Consider the following 15,180-nt stretch of genomic DNA (forward strand, 5'->3'; position numbering starts at 1 on the left):
CGTCCTCCTCTTTCTATTCTCTGTCAGCATCTGCCGCGGCATTTTTTTCCATTCGCTCCGGCCATTCTCCTACAAACGCCCTGCGATCAGTTCCTCCAGCACCTCATTTACCCGGCTGCATTCCCTGTCGGCGCATTTTTTCACATGCTCCCTGGCCGTATTCATGGCATAGCTCAGGCCCGCTTCCTTCAGCATGGCCATATCGTTTTCACTGTCCCCAAAGGCAAGCACCTCTTCCAGGAAAAATTCCTCCTTTGCGGCCAAAAGCTTCAGGGCGCTGCCCTTATCCACTCCTTTGTTGGTAAAATCCAGCCAGCCGTTTCCGCCATCCACCACATTCAGATACGGATCATATTTTTCATGGAACCAGGCCTCCTTATCGGCAGGGATTCCCTGCGGAAAAAAAATGGATATCTTGATCATGGGAACGGGCATTTCTTCAAAATTTTCCAGGACAGTCACCTGATTTTTTACCTTTTCCCGCAGGAGAACCGGGAAGCGGGGATCCACAGGCACCAGGTAGGAGGAATCCGCCCCGGATACCACGGTCTCTGTCCCGGAAACCGCCTGCATGTCCGCAATCAGCGGCAGGGCGATCCTCCTGTCAATCTCATTCTGGTACAGAATCCTGCCGCCCTGGGCGATCAGCGCCCCATTTTCACAGATATAGCTGATTTCATCCGCCACAGGCCAAAGAAGCCTGCGCAGGTTGGCATACTGCCTTCCGCTGGCGGCAATAAAGGAAATGCCCATGGATTTCAGTTCCCTGATGAGCGGGAAATACACCTCGTCCACATGCTGCGCGCCGTCCTTTAAAATCGTGCCATCAAAGTCACTTGCAATCACTCGTATATTGTCTGTCATATTTTTCCCTTCTTATTATTGCAGGCAGGAAACGGATATTGCTAATCTTTCCTGCTTAAATAACTGTTCAGTCCCTTCACAGTTATTTAATATTCTACTATATTTATAGGATTTCCAATAGTATTTTTTTGTAAAATTTTCTTAAAAAGGGGCTTGCTTTTCCCCTGTATGCTATGCTATAATACAATTCGTCGGTTCGGTAAGAGCTGATTGTAGGAGCATAGTTCAAAGGTAGAACAGTGGTCTCCAAAACCATCGATGTGGGTTCGATTCCTACTGCTCCTGTAAAAAAAGCCTGAGTTTCTCAGGCTTTTTTCTTTTGCTGTTTTACTTGAACTTTCCAGCTTCTTTATGAGTATAATTAATCCTTCCGCAGCCGGACACCTCTTTTGGCGCCCTCCTTCACTCCTTCACACTCTCTTCAACCAGCCCATAATCCCTAAGCACCTGCAGCAGCCTTTCCGTTTTAACACTATCCATATCACACAAAGGCAGCCTGCATTCTCCCACATCATACCCCATAGCTCGCATGGCCTGCTTCACAGGAATCGGATTCACATCCATAAACAGGGCCTGCATCAGTTCCAGATATTTCAGCTGCAGCCTTTTGCTCTCCTCACAGTTCCCGTCAAAATAAGCCTGACAGATGTCATGGGTTTCCCGGGGCAGCAGATTTCCCACCACCGAAATCACCCCCTGCGCCCCCAGAGCCAGCGCAGTGGTTATCTGATCGTCATTTCCCGTATAAATCGTCAGGTTTTCCCCGCAAAGCGCCGCTATCCCGGCTATCTGTGAGAAATTACCGCTTGCCTCCTTACAGCCCACAATACTGTCAATCTCACTCAGCCTCCGGTACGTCTCCGGCAGAATATTCACCCCTGTCCTGGAAGGCACATTATACAGAATCACCGGAAGCCCCGTGGCCTGTGCACAGGCCCTGAAATGGCGGTACAGCCCCTCCTGGGACGTTTTATTATAATATGGCGTCACATGAAGCAGCCCATCCACCCCGATTTTCTCACACTCCTGCGACATCCAGACAGCATGGGCCGTATTATTGCTGCCAGCCCCGGCAATCACCGGAATTCTTCCGTCAATCTCCTTCACCGCAAACTCCACAAGCTCCAGATGCTCATCATCATCCAGCGTGGCATTTTCCCCCGTTGTCCCGGCTACCACCACAGCATCCGCCCCGCCGTCCGCCTGCCTGTCAAGAAGCTTTTTGAACACCGGATAATTAATCTCCCCATTTTCCTTCATCGGCGTAATAATCGCCGTCCCCACTCCCCTGAAAATCACTTTCTTCATATCCGCTCCCATCCGCGCGCCGCACCCGGTCCGCTTCCACTATTCTTACTCTTTATAAATATCATAATGCAAAAATCATAAAATGTGTGCCTGAATTTATTATTTTTATTACCCGGCAGCAGAAAATCACACATTCCATCCATTCCGATCCCGGTATTCGCTGGGCGTCATCCCCGTATACTGCTTGAAAACCTTGCTGAAATACCTGGGATTATCATACCCCGCCATAGCACAGATATCCGCGATTTTATCCTCCGTCCCGTCCAGCAGCTCCATCACCTTTTCCATCCGTACCTCTGTCAGGTATTCCACGAAATTTTTTCCCGTCTTTTCCTTAAACAGGCGGCTTAAATAGTTGGGATGGAGGAAAAACTGTTCCGCCAGTGCATTCAGGGACAAATTTTCCTGGTAATGTTTGCGGATATAAAGCTGCATCTCCCGGATCACACCCTTCCCCAGCTGCTGGTCGTCCGCAGCGCCCATCCGCTCTACCAGCCAGTTAACGTAATCGCCCACACAGCCGGAAACGCTGTTGATATCGCTGCTTAAAAGGATTTTTTCAAGTGTCCGGTTCAGCTGACCGTGCAGATCCACATCCTGCAGCTTCAGCCCCTGCAGCAGGCCGTTCAGCTCAATCAGACAGCGGATACACAGCGTCTGCATCTGGGCCAGCGTCAGCGGCTTTTTCTCCAACCGCTCCAGTGCCTCCATAAGTTCGGGGACAGCCTCCGCCCGCTCACTGGGACCGGTAATTCGGCCGTAAAGCCGGGTAATCAGCTCCGTCACCTCCGGAATGCTCTGGGAAAACAGAGCTTCAATATTTTTATACCAGATGACGCCCTCCTTCTCACTGGCCCGGTGATAGCGCAGGGCCTGCCCCGCTTCCTGATAAGCCTCCCTGAGATCCCCGAAGCCGTGTTTGATTTTGCTCACGCCGCAGGCCCATTCCCTTTTCATATCAACGCTCTGTTCCAGGATTTCAATGAAATACTCCGCTTCCTCCTCCCCGCGGCAGGGAATGACGGCAAAAAGGCCGTAACTCTCATTATTAAGCACAATCGCCCCCGGAACAACACCCTCTGTCATCTGTTTAAGCCATTCCTTCTTTTCACAGATTTCCTGTTCCGGAAGTTCTTGATCCAAAAGGCGCACAGCCAGCCCGTACCATTGATCCGGCATGGTAATCCCGTAATCCTCCGCCTTCACATCCCCATATCCCCTGGCCGCAGACAAAAGAAGCCCCTCCACCCGGCTGCTTCTCACCGCATTGTCCTGTCGCCGCTTCATGAATTCCTCCCTGAGCCTGTCCAGAAGCCCCTCCACCTCCTTCAGATTGACAGGCTTGGTCAGATAATCCGCCGCCCCGTAACGGACAGCCTCCTGTGCATAGGAAAATTCGCTGAAACCGCTGAGAATCACGGCCTTTGTTTCCGGATACACACTGTGCATTACCTTAAGCATATCCAGTCCCGTCTTTTTCGGCATACGGATGTCAAGGAAGACTACGTCCACCGGATGGCGTTCCAGGAAAGCCAGGCCTTCATCCACACTATAAGCGGTGCCCGCCACCTGAAAGCCATGAGCCTCCCATTTTACGAACTGGGCAAGCCCCCTGCACACAATTTCCTCATCGTCTATAATTAAAACCTCATAGGCCTCAGTCATTCTTCTCTGTTTCCTTCCATATTTTCCGATTGGTATCTTACCGGCAGGGAAATTTCCACCTCTGTACCGAATTCCGCCCTGCTGTTGATGCGCAGCCCGTACTCCTCTCCGTAAAACAGACGTATCCTCTGATGTACGTTGGCCAGGCCGATACTGCCCTCCTCCGTTTCTGTCCGCTCCATGGATTCCCGCAGCAGCTCCAGCTCCTGTTCATCCATTCCCTTTCCGTTGTCCTGCACATAAAGGAGCAGCTTTTCCTCCCTGCAGAAGGCGCGGATGCGGATGGAAAAACCATGACTTCCATCCTCAAAACCATGGATTACCGAGTTTTCCATAATAGGCTGCAGTATAAACTGGGGCATATAAAGCCTGTTCTCCTGCGCCTCACACTTGATTTCCAGCCCAATCTTTTCAGTATGCCTGAAATTAAGCACCTCCAGATAGGTTTTCGCGTGCTCAATCCCCTCCTTCAGGGTGATGGTATTGCCCCCGGCGCACATACCCATCCTGCACAGCTGGCTGAACTTCTCTATCATCTGTGTCACGCGGCTCTCCCCGCCCGCCTCGTACATCGCCTCCCAGCGGATGATGTCCAGCGTATTATACAGAAAATGAGGATTGATCTGCATCAGCAGCGCGCTCAGCTGCGCATTCTTCCAGCTGATTGAAATCTCCTGCCTGCGGATTTCCGACCGGTACACCTGTTCTATCAGCTGATCCGTTTTATCGGCCATTTCGTTAAACCGTTCTCCCAGTACCGTAAGCTCGTCATTCCCGGAATTGGGATACCGGGCCGTCCATTTCCCGCCTCCCGTTTCCTGCATGACCTCCACCAACTCCTTCACCGGATCGGATATGCTGACTGTCACATAATAGGAAATTACAAAACAGGCAACCACTGTAATCAGCAGTACAAGGATACAAAGGTTCCTGATATGATGTGTTCCCGCAAACAAAACATCCATATCCGCAAAATAGGTAACAAACATCCCGGTGCCTGATACCCGTTCAAAAGCAATCAGCACCTTTTTCCCATCAATTTTCTCCTCTGTGATACCGCTCTTCTCCTTCTCCATCAATTCATACAGATGGCTTTCCTTCGGAAAGGCGGGCGCCTGAATACTGGGATTGTAGCTTAGCAGCACGCCGTCCCTTCCAACCAGGAACGCATTTCCATCCCGGTAGGACTCGTACCCTTCCATTGCCCCGGAAAACGCCTTCAGGTCGATATTCATAATAAGAACCCCCAGAAAATCCTTATCAATCGGACCATAGACCGCCACACATAATGTAACGATATTGCCCAGCCCATAGATGCTCTGCTCATTTTTATAAAAAGTCCAGGTCTGTTCCTGGGAATCAATCCAGACAGGATACCCCTTCTTCTCCTGTGGAAGCAGATAAAAATCGGACTGATAGAATTTCTCCATGTCTTTGATGAGCCCGCCCCGGGTAAAACCGCTGCCCTCCACCATACGATACTGCTCCGTCGGGGAAACAAACTGGATATTCACAATATATCTCTGATTCCTGCGCATGTTATAAAGCCGGTTTTCAACGCTGTACCGGTTTCTGGCATACCGGTCATTTTCCGGATCGACGCCCTCCCGTGCAAGCGCGGCATTTTCCTGCAGCGCCGCAATCACCTGGGAATTATCATAAAAGGCAAGAGCTTCGGTTTCATACGCCTCAAGGCTGTCCTGAATTTTCATCTTCACATTTTGTACGAGAAGGGAGGCATAACGGTCTATATTATCGCTGATTTCATCCGAATATTTATAGAAGCTGAAGAACGTGAGAAAAATAGCTGTTGTGAGAATCAGCAGCAGAAAGGAGGAATTAAGCCTTTTAAAAATGCTCACCCTGCGCAGTATTATTTTGATCCCGTTATCGCAGCGCCGCTTACCGGCCCGGATACCCTGCAGTATCTTCATAGATTCCCTCCCCTGCCTGTTATGGAATGATTATAGCATATCCCCTTCAAACAGGAAAAGCGCAAGAATAAATTCCTGCACTTCTCCAGAGGGACTGCGCTAAAAGCTGTCCATTATCTTTTATTTGCTTCGTTAAAGGCCGGCAGCGCTTCGCTTTCGCACTGTTTCTGTGCTTCTGCAAATTCCTTTTCAGGGTCAGCATTGGGGTCAACCAGTATCTTCTGTACCGCACGGTCTACATAAGAGCCGAAGTCTGCTTTTCCGTAGAATTCCAGGCGTCCCACGGATTTTGCTTCTTCCAGGACGGTTTTGTATTCCTCCGGGAAATCATAGAAATCGGTAACGCTCATATCATCCCTGGGAATGATAACCGGGTTGGGAGCGCCCTTGGTTGCCAGGTTTTCAAAGTAAGAGGACAGATATTCCTTGCTGCAGTAATATTTGATGTACTCCCAGGCAGCATCCTTTTTCGCCTGGTCTATTTTCGCATTTATGACATAACAGATTCCTGCAATTGCCGTGGTACGGTCTTCGGAAGGTCCTGCCGGAGGCAGAGACAGCCCGATATCATCCGGGTCGATACCGTTAGCCGCAGCCTCGGACACCCAGTCTCCTGCAAATGGCATCATACCGATTTTGCCAAGGCCGAAGTTGGTTACAAGGTCGCTGAATTTCAGGGTAAGGTCGCTCTGGAGAACGCCTTCGCTCCTCAGTCTCTGGTAATATTTTGCCGCTTCAATTACTGCCGGATCCGTAAAGGTCAGTTCTGCGGTGCCGTCTTCATTTTCCTTGGTGAGATCGCCGCCCGCCTGCCATACATAATACTGGAAGAACCATTCCGTCCATTCCGCCGCCAGTGTTGCATAACCGGTAATCTGTTTATCGGGATTATTTATAAGCTTGGCGTCTTCGATTGCTTCGTCCCAGGTTTTGGGAGGTTCGCTGATGCCTGCTTCCTTAAACAGAGCCTTGTTATAACCAAAAAGCATGGGCGCTACTGATGAAGGCAGACCATACAGTGTTCCGTCTTTGGTAAACATGTCGGTATACTCTTTGGTGAAATTCCCCCATTCATCCCAGTTGTCAGTGTACTGGTTCAGCGGCTCCAGAATGCCCGCCGCCATAAAGGAATTCATCATGGTAAAGGAACAGTTTACGAGATCCGGAGCGGTGCCCGCCGCCACTGCCTGATAGAATTCATTTCCGGGATCCCCTTCCTTTACTACCTTATTTAAGGTAATCCAGGGATGCTCCTCCAGGAACTTGTTTTCCATTTCCGTAGACCAGTCGTCTGAATTACGGCTTGTCACCCACAGTGTCAGCTCCACCGGCTCCTTTTCCTCTGATGCGGTTTCCTTTGCCGTAGTTCCCTGCGCCTTGCTTTCTTCCGCCGGCGTCGCCTGTTCCTGCGATTCCTTTACGGCGGGCGCCGTATTTTCCGTTGCTGCGGGACTGCTGCCGCAGCCGGCCAGCGCCGACGCGCCCATGCACAGACAAATAAAAGCTGCAATTATTTTCTTTTTCATGAAGCCCTCCTTCTTGTCAATAAATATGACTTGTTTTCGTTACAGTTATCATAACAAATTCATTCTTTGCTGAAAATGATCCAAAACTAACGGGTTTCAAATAGGAAGGTCACCTTTTTTAAGGTATAATTTCTTTTTTCCAACTATCTTAAGAAAAGTGACCTTACGGTGTAATACGCTTATTTCCAGCGGCAGGCTTCTTTTTTATAATGAAACTGACGCTATTGCAAATATATAGAACCGGAGGTTTCCCATGAAAAAGAACAGTTCCCTTAAAATACCGGGCGGTTATATGTTCCGGAAGAAAATAACTCCCTGGTGTATCCTTGCACTGCCCATGGCTTTTACCATATGGCTGAAGTACTATCCTATCTTCAGCGCCTTTTTTATTTCCCTGTTCCGTTATGATCCCATCAATCCACCGGGACAGTTTGCAGGGCTGCAGAACTATATCGGCATGTTCGGCATGCAGCATTACTGGGATGCCTGGAAGAATACGTTTATCTTCCTTCTTCTACAGATTTCCATGTGCTTTTTCATCCCGCTCATCCAGGCGCTTCTGTTAAATGAACTGATCCGGTTGCAGAAGTGCCTGACTACATTATATATCCTGCCCGCCCTGATTCCCACCTCGGTAAATGTAATAATATGGAAATGGATCTGGCATCCCGATTACGGCGTGGCAAATCAAATCGTAAAGTTTTTCGGCGGACAGCCGCAGGCATGGCTGAGCGACCCGGCGCTGGTAAAATTCTGCATTATCTTCCCCGGCGTCCTCGGCGGTGGGCTTACCGTGCTTTTGTACCTCTCTGCCATCCAGGGCGTTTCCCCGGACATCATGGAATCCGCCTCCCTGGACGGCTGCACCGGTTTTGGAAAAATACTTCATATTATCCTGCCCAACATCTCCTTTATGATTTTTATCCAGCTCATCATGGCCGTCATCACTACGATGCAGCTTCTGGACGCCCCATATATGTATGCGTCAGGAGGTCCCAGCGGCGCTTCCACCACCCAGGGCATATTCATTTATAATTCCTTCAACCAGGATCTCAATTACGGCAGAGGCTCCGCCGCTTCCGTCATCCTGCTGCTTGTCATTGCAGCCCTGACCATGCTTCAGATGCATTTTGAAAAAGCGGAAAAAGAATAGGAGTGTGAAACAGATATGAAGAAAAACAAGTCCGCCAGAAGAAGAAAAATCAAAGTAAGCGGCTCCGAACGCCGTCTGAAAATATGCGCTGTTGTGATATCACTGCTGTTCACGGTCCTCATGCTCTATCCGCTGGTTTTTTCCATTTCCAGTTCCATGAAGGACAACAGCCAGATTTATGAAATTCCGCCCAGGCTGCTCCCCAACCGGGCCAACAGCCTGACCCTGACCATTGACTATACCGGCATGGATTTTGCAGATGAGGCCGCGCTGAAGGATGCGGTAATGCAGGACAACATTCTCGCAATGTTCGGTATCAACTACAAGATGGCGGATCAGTCCATTATGGAAATCCATGTCTATGCCACACGGGACGGAAAGACCATTTTCCATTCCAGAGCACACCAGATGAAGCTGCAGATGGAGCGGGACTATGGTATCTACAAAAGCTCCGCTGTAAAAAAAGAAGTGCTTCTCCACGGGGATCGTTACATACGGGCCTGTGATTCCATCGGCTATACCTTCCGGGCGGACGGCATCGGGACCGATATCACGCCGGCACAGGAGCCAGAACTTTTCAATCAGGTATCCGGCATCCTGGCAGAAAAATATGCACTGACCGGTACGCTGACCGGCGTCAGCCATAAGGTCAACAACCTGCTGAATCTGGAGAGCTTCAAATATTATCTGCAAATGCCTGCCTACATCTATCCGGAAAGCAGTATGATCGTCCGGTTCGGCTTCATGACCTTTGTCATGAACAGTATCATCGTCATCGGCTTCGCCATGATTTCCCAGGTGATTCTCTGCTCCATCTGCGCCTATGTCATCAGCCGCCTGCTCACAAGGAAGGCCGGGAACTTCGTGCTGCTGTTCTTCATAGGAGCCATGATGGTGCCCTTCGCCAGCATCATGCTGCCGCAGCTGATCATGTACCGCCAGCTGGGCGCTTACAACAATTACGCCGCCCTGCTGCTGCCCTTCCTTTATCCTTACGGCTTTTATGTGTATCTGTACAAGGGCTTTTTCGACCAGATACCAAGCAGTTATTTTGAAGCGGCTTCCATTGACGGCGCAAGCAACCTTTATCTGTACAGCAAAATCTGCATGCCGCTGTCCAAGCCCATCATTTCCCTCATCGCCCTGCAGACCTTTATCGGCAACTGGAACGATTTCTTCTGGGCCTGGCTGGTTACGGAGGACCAGAAGCTGTGGACGCTGAACGTGGCGCTTTACAATATTTCAAATAATATGGGCACGAAGCAGAATGCCATCATGGGGCTTTCCGTGGTGACCATCGCGCCTGTTATTCTGTTATCCATCCTGTTCTCCAAACAGCTGAAGCAGAGTATTGTGGCTTCCGGCGTAAAGGGATAGAAGGCGATTAATAGTCCCAGAAAAAGGCATGGCACCGGCGCCATGCCTTTTCGTATTTTTAAATTTAGAATTCACATGGCCTTTTTCTCTGCTGCTGTCACAGGTATGCACATGTCCCGGATGATAAAACAGCATCTGGCTTTGCGGTATCTGGCTTTGCAGTATCCGGCTTTGCGTTATTTCACCCTCACTTCCCTTTCCAGGCTGCCCTGCACCTTCACGATCTCTTCTTCACCGTTCAGGATAAGACAAATCCTTTCTTCTTTTTCCAGCGTCACCTCCACCCGGATATACTCTTCCTTTCTCTCCCAGTATACCCTGCACATGCCCGCCGGGGTCAGCGTCCGGCAGTCCACCCAGTCCACGCCTTCCGGGAAGCAGGGCTGTATCCGGATGCGCTCCCTGGCCGAAGCGTCCGCCCGGATGCCTGCCAGGGAGCAGTAAAACCATTCCTCCGCCGCGCCCAGCATAAAATGATTCTGGCTCATCACGGGATGCTCCTGATTGGGGCCGTCCCAGTCCTCACACAGCGTTGTTGCATTGCAGCTCACCTGATAACCGTAGCTTGGAAAATCCGTTTTCATAAAATTTTCCGCAATGATATCGTTCCTGCCGTACTTTGCCAGCGCGCGCAGGATATAAGGATGCCCCACATCCCCTCCGGTAAAATGGCCGCCCTTTAAACGGATATCCTCTTCCAGATTCTGAAGCACCGGCTCCCTGTATTCTTCCTCCGGCAGTTCCAGAAACAGCGCCATGGCATTGGCCGTCTGGCTGCCGTTAGCATAGTTTTTGGACAGCGGATAGAAAAAGGCTTCATTAAAGGCCTTCCGGCAGTCCTGCGCCAGCTTCCGGTAATGCTCTTCCTCCTCTTTCCTGCCCAGCACACCCGCTGTTTCGGCCATAACCGTCAGATCCTGATACAAAATGGCCGTCGCCGTAACCGGTATGGGCGTATTGGCCGGGTGAGACGGATAATGTCCCACATCCAGCCAGTCTCCCAGCCCGTAATTCAGGATGCCGTTCCTGGCTTTTGACAGCAGATAAGCAACGTATCTTTCGGACAGTCCGTAATGCTTTTCCAACAACTGCCTGTCACCGTATTTTTTATACAGATACCAGGGCAGAAGCACGCTGGCGGAGCCCCATTCCGGGGAATCCCGGAAGCCCAGATCAAACTGTACGAATTCCGGGCAGATGCTGGGCACCAGGCCCTCCGGGGTCTGGGAATCCTCCATGTCATCCAGGATTTTTTCAAACAGCTTCTTTGCATCGAAATCAGCCAGGATGCCAGGGCCGATCAAATGTGTTTCCTCCAGCCAGCCCAGCTTTTCCCTATGGGGGCAGTCGGTGAAAACACTCTGCATATTGCTGCGGATTGCCCCCACGATGATTTCATGGATCCGGTTGTACATTTCATTGGAGCACTTAAAGTAACCGGTTTCAGGACAGGACGCATACTGCTCCTGCCCGGTAACCTCCAAAATCCGGGCATCCGTCCGGATCAGGGCATACCGCTGGCCGTAATAGGTAAAACGCGGCATCCAGGTTTCTTCCCCTTCCCCGGAGAGGGTATAGACATAATAATGGGGATCTCCCGTAAACTCCTGGTTGATGCTTCCGTCCCCAAGGAGCAGCTCGCCCGGCGTAATAATAACCTGCTGCCCCTTTTCCCCGGCGGCCTTAATTTTAATGCGCCCGGCAAAATTCCTTCCGAAATCATACCTTATCCTTCCGTCTTCCAGCCTGCATACATCCACGGCCTGCAGCTCCTTCTGAATCCGCACCTGCGGCTGGCCGGCCTTCTTCAGCGCCCCCACAGGCCCCTCATAGATTGCAGCGGGAATCCACTCCGCCTTTCCTTCCGATATGGCTGCCTTCCAGCCGCAGACAGACGCATCATAATCCTCACCGCCGTAAATGCAGGACATCATCACCGGTCCCGGACAGCAGCTCCACTCTCCGTCCGTGACAAATTTCTCCGCCGTTCCATCCTCATAGGTCACACAGAGCGCCATAATCAGCAGCGGATCCCCGAAGGAACCGGTGAATTTCACATACCGTTCCCCGTCCACATGATACATGCCGTTTCCAATCATGACCCGGAGCCTGTTTTTTCCCCGGTTCAGAAAAGCAGTTACATCATAGGTGCTGTAAAGGCAGGTTTTCCTGTAATTGGTCCAGCCCGGCTCGTAAACGCCTTCGTTTACTTCCTTTCCCTCCACGAATAATGCGAACTGCCCCAGGCCGCAAATGTGAATTTCCGCCTTTGCAGGCTGCTTTTTAAGGAACAGGTCCCGTCCGAACACCGGCATCTGCTTTCCATATCTTTTTGCTGTAATCCATTTTGCCTGACTCCAAATTCCCATTACTTTTTCTCCTGTTTTTTTTAATCCTTTTCCGCTAACTATTACAAAAAGGGCGTAAACTTCCCCTATGCACATAAAGCATTCCTGAAACAATCAAGGCTCAGGCTGCATTCCTTTATAATCATATTCCTACATAATTAAAAAGGCCTTTTTCACCCGAATGGCACAATCATAGGCAAACTGCTGGATTTCCCATTCGTCGCGCTCCTCAGCCTTCTGGTCCCTGTAATGGCACAGCTGCGCCGACAAGCTGTCCCACATCGGCACCAGTTCGCAGGGCTCCAGAATATTGATGCAGTACTCGGCGGCTTCCAGAATCTCATCCGTGCTTTTTGCCTTGCTGACGAACATGGCTTTATTTTCCAGCTTCAGGACGTCTTCCACCGCTTTTACCGCCTTGAGCGCATGGCCTTCCCGGTTTCCTCTGGCAAGGATCCTGTTATCGCCGCAGTTTCTTCTGAAACCGTACAGCGCAGCCACAATACCCGGATCCCGGATTGTGCCGTCCGGGTATACAAGACCGTGGATTTCCCCCCAGAAGCCTTCAATCATCAGGTTGAAAAGGAAGAAACCGCAGTGGTATTTTTCACACATTTCCAGCTCCAGGTCATAGGGGTTGGCCCTGCCGATACAGCCGGTTTCCGTGTTCAGGATCGGCTTGCCGCCTTCTGCTTCGGATAACTGAACGGCAGTCTGATAAGCGGCTTCCATCCTGCTTCTGGTAGGCATGTAGTCATGGAAGCTGAGTACGTCAACCAGATCGGATGTGGAATCCATATGGGATGACAGTTCGTGGCCTACCGTGATCGGTGTGTCCGGATCCAGTTCTCTGATCAGTTCACAGTGCTTCCTTAAGTCCTTTGCCAGTTTTTCCTTTTTCCGGGGATAGTCCTCCGGGGAGGCGCTTCCCAGATAGGTATTGCAAAACGGTTCATTGAAAACATCCCACATCAGCAGCCCTTTCTTTGGCTTTAACAGACAAATAATCGCTTCAGCATAGGTTCTTTTTTTCTTCCATTCCTCTTCGCCGGCCTCCGTATAATCCTCAATAAAATTGCCGTTCCAGAAAATAGGCATGATGCTGATTCCCTTTTCCTCACAGCTGTCTGTAAAATCAAGCAGCATTTTCTCATAGGCCTCCGGATTCTTTTCCCATTCCTCCTGGGACATCCAGAAGCGGACGGCATTCAGGTTCAGACGCGCCGCATACTCCAGCTGCTGAGCCATCTCCTCCTTTGTCTGGCCGGCCTTAGGGTTGTGGCATACCCCGCGCAGATCACTGTAGTCTCCCTTGATTCGATCTTTCCAGTCTTTCATTTTGTTTCTCCTTTTCCTGTGGATTCTTATGCTATGATACTAAAAATTCTTTTCATATGTTTACTGATAATATTATAGCACTTTCCTGAAAAGAAGGAAGACAAAAGTAAAACGGAATCTCCAATTTTCCTTCTACGTTAACACTTCTCTAAATTAATAAAACGGCTTTTGATAACCTGCAGCATTTCACATACAGTGTTATCAATATGCCGTTTTAAAATTATTATTTACCTATATGCTTCCATTTTTCTTAAAGAATAATATTCTTCCACCAAATCATTTATCCGCTGCGCCTGTACTTTGTCCTGCATCTCACAGAACAGCCGGAGCAGCGGTTCTGTCCCTGAAAAACGAATAAGAAGCCAGCCTGTATCAAAATAAACCTTACATCCATCCTCCCATGACAGCTTCCTTTCATTACAGGGAAACACGGGCAGATGCATTCTGTCAAAGATCTCTTCTTCCAGCTTTCTTTTCCCTTCCGGAGTAAAACGAAAACTTCTCTCATCCGTATAAAAGGAACCGAATCTGTCATCCATCTCCTGTTTCAGCGCGGAGAGCGTTTTTTCTGTTTTCGCCATAATTTCAATTAAAAGAGCCGCAGCAAAAATTCCATCCTTCCCCTTAATATGGCTTGCAATCGTAAGCCCGCCCGAAGACTCTCCGCCAATCAACGCTCCTGTTTCTTCCATCTTTGCCGAAATATGTTTAAACCCAACCGGAACTTCAAAGCATTTCTGTCCATAAGCGGCGGCGATATTATCCAAAAGCTGCGTGGTTGCTATATTTTTTACCACTGGCCCTCTACAGCCTTTATACTCCAGAAAATAATAATAGATAAGACTGATTATGTCATTCGCTGAGAGATACTGTCCTTTATCATCAATGATACCAAGTCTGTCGGCATCTCCGTCCGTTGCAATCCCTATATCATAATCATAATCCATGACATGGTTTCGTAAGGCCTGTATTGTTTCCCAGGCGGGCGCAGGCATTTTCCCTCCAAAAAGCGTATCATGCCGGGCATGGAGGATTTCAGTTTCGCAGCGCATTGTGGCCAGAATAATATTAAGAGATCTCATGCTGACGCCAAACATCGGATCCACCGCCACACGCAGTTCTCTGTTCCTGATTGCCTGAACATCAATCTTTTCCAGAATATCATCCAGATACTCGTTGATTGGATTGATTTCTTCCAACAAACCTGAAGCTCTCAATTCCTCCAGGGAAAGCTTTTCTGTGAATCTCTCCTCCTCTTCCACCAGCAGCGCCGCCCGTTCTATCTTTTCGGTTACAGCCTCCCCTGCATCTCTGCCTTCTTCTATGAATACCTTTATTCCATTGTATCTTGCCGGATTGTGGCTCGCAGTAACCATCATCCCATAATACAGTTCATGCTTTTGCACATAATACATGATGAGCGGCGTAGGAGATGCTCTTTTCACAAGCAGCGTCCTGATGCCATGGGAAGCAAGAATCTGACCAATCCAGTACATTGCCTCCTTTGACAAAAACCTTCTGTCATAGCCTATAATAACCGGCCGTTCGGTCTTCTTCTCATCCGTCAGCAGCTGTACCATGGCCCGCGCCGCAAGTTCAACATTTTCTCTTGTGAATTCTTCTCCAATCAGGCCTCGCCACCCGCCAGTTCCAAATTTTATCATATA

The 15,180-nt window shown here is 49.7% G+C and carries 10 protein-coding genes and 1 tRNA gene; 3 read left to right on the forward strand and 8 right to left on the reverse strand.

Translation table 11 applies throughout. From position 1 onward, the window contains the following. Positions 1–69: 69 nt before the first annotated feature. Positions 70–864, reverse strand: coding sequence for an HAD family hydrolase (locus DXC51_RS27465; RefSeq protein ID WP_021639637.1), 795 nt, complete (start codon positions 862–864; stop codon positions 70–72). Between the two features lie 214 nt (positions 865–1,078). On the opposite strand from DXC51_RS27465, the gene DXC51_RS27470 reads away from it, so the two are divergent. Then, positions 1,079–1,149 (forward strand) — tRNA-Trp (locus tag DXC51_RS27470). A 117-nt stretch (positions 1,150–1,266) separates the two neighbouring features. Here DXC51_RS27470 and dapA read toward each other — a convergent pair. From dapA to DXC51_RS27490, 4 genes are all read right to left on the reverse strand, one after another. Beyond that, the gene (dapA, locus tag DXC51_RS27475; RefSeq protein WP_117545860.1) at positions 1,267–2,172 is read right to left on the reverse strand and encodes a 4-hydroxy-tetrahydrodipicolinate synthase; all 906 of its coding nucleotides are present in this window, start codon (positions 2,170–2,172) and stop codon (positions 1,267–1,269) included. Positions 2,173–2,298: 126 nt separating this feature from the next. Beyond that, a complete protein-coding gene (locus DXC51_RS27480; protein ID WP_117545843.1) occupies positions 2,299–3,837 on the reverse strand; it encodes a response regulator transcription factor in 1,539 nt (512 codons plus the stop codon). Beyond that, positions 3,834–5,771 (reverse strand): cache domain-containing sensor histidine kinase, encoded by a 1,938-nt coding sequence (locus DXC51_RS27485; protein ID WP_117545844.1) that lies wholly within the window; start codon positions 5,769–5,771, stop codon positions 3,834–3,836. Before DXC51_RS27485 ends, DXC51_RS27480 begins: the two co-directional genes overlap by 4 nt. A 113-nt stretch (positions 5,772–5,884) precedes the next feature. Further along, entirely contained in the window at positions 5,885–7,297 is a 1,413-nt protein-coding gene (locus DXC51_RS27490) for an extracellular solute-binding protein (RefSeq protein WP_025489015.1), read from the reverse strand. A 253-nt stretch (positions 7,298–7,550) separates the two neighbouring features. Between DXC51_RS27490 and DXC51_RS27495 the strand changes: the two genes are divergently transcribed. Then, complete coding sequence (locus DXC51_RS27495) at positions 7,551–8,450, forward strand: carbohydrate ABC transporter permease (RefSeq protein ID WP_025489014.1); 900 nt, start codon at positions 7,551–7,553, stop codon at positions 8,448–8,450. A 15-nt stretch (positions 8,451–8,465) separates the two neighbouring features. Then, positions 8,466–9,827: a carbohydrate ABC transporter permease gene (locus tag DXC51_RS27500; protein WP_117545845.1), complete on the forward strand. Its 1,362-nt coding sequence runs from the start codon at positions 8,466–8,468 to the stop codon at positions 9,825–9,827. 176 nt (positions 9,828–10,003) lie between these two features. Here the strand turns inward: DXC51_RS27500 and DXC51_RS27505 are convergent, their stop codons facing one another. The 3 genes from DXC51_RS27505 to DXC51_RS27515 form a co-directional block, all read right to left on the reverse strand. Continuing rightward, on the reverse strand, positions 10,004–12,196 hold the full coding sequence (locus DXC51_RS27505) for an alpha-L-rhamnosidase (RefSeq protein ID WP_181970218.1): 2,193 nt from the start codon (positions 12,194–12,196) through the stop codon (positions 10,004–10,006). Positions 12,197–12,325: 129 nt separating this feature from the next. After that, the gene (locus DXC51_RS27510; protein ID WP_117545847.1) at positions 12,326–13,513 is read right to left on the reverse strand and encodes a cellulase family glycosylhydrolase; all 1,188 of its coding nucleotides are present in this window, start codon (positions 13,511–13,513) and stop codon (positions 12,326–12,328) included. 227 nt (positions 13,514–13,740) lie between these two features. Beyond that, entirely contained in the window at positions 13,741–15,177 is a 1,437-nt protein-coding gene (locus DXC51_RS27515; RefSeq protein ID WP_117545848.1) for a phosphoglucomutase/phosphomannomutase family protein, read from the reverse strand. Positions 15,178–15,180 lie beyond the last annotated feature (3 nt).

The organism is Eisenbergiella massiliensis (assembly GCF_003435485.1).

What these genes read in the sequence shown, in the direction of transcription:
- DXC51_RS27465 (WP_021639637.1), bottom strand. Translation starts at nt 864, where the DNA reads ATGACAGACAATATACGAGTGATTGCAAGTGACTTTGATGGCACGATT.
- dapA (WP_117545860.1), bottom strand. Translation starts at nt 2,172, where the DNA reads ATGAAGAAAGTGATTTTCAGGGGAGTGGGGACGGCGATTATTACGCCG.
- DXC51_RS27480 (WP_117545843.1), bottom strand. Translation starts at nt 3,837, where the DNA reads ATGACTGAGGCCTATGAGGTTTTAATTATAGACGATGAGGAAATTGTG.
- DXC51_RS27485 (WP_117545844.1), bottom strand. Translation starts at nt 5,771, where the DNA reads ATGAAGATACTGCAGGGTATCCGGGCCGGTAAGCGGCGCTGCGATAAC.
- DXC51_RS27490 (WP_025489015.1), bottom strand. Translation starts at nt 7,297, where the DNA reads ATGAAAAAGAAAATAATTGCAGCTTTTATTTGTCTGTGCATGGGCGCG.
- DXC51_RS27495 (WP_025489014.1), top strand. Translation starts at nt 7,551, where the DNA reads ATGAAAAAGAACAGTTCCCTTAAAATACCGGGCGGTTATATGTTCCGG.
- DXC51_RS27500 (WP_117545845.1), top strand. Translation starts at nt 8,466, where the DNA reads ATGAAGAAAAACAAGTCCGCCAGAAGAAGAAAAATCAAAGTAAGCGGC.
- DXC51_RS27505 (WP_181970218.1), bottom strand. Translation starts at nt 12,196, where the DNA reads ATGGGAATTTGGAGTCAGGCAAAATGGATTACAGCAAAAAGATATGGA.
- DXC51_RS27510 (WP_117545847.1), bottom strand. Translation starts at nt 13,513, where the DNA reads ATGAAAGACTGGAAAGATCGAATCAAGGGAGACTACAGTGATCTGCGC.
- DXC51_RS27515 (WP_117545848.1), bottom strand. Translation starts at nt 15,177, where the DNA reads ATGATAAAATTTGGAACTGGCGGGTGGCGAGGCCTGATTGGAGAAGAA.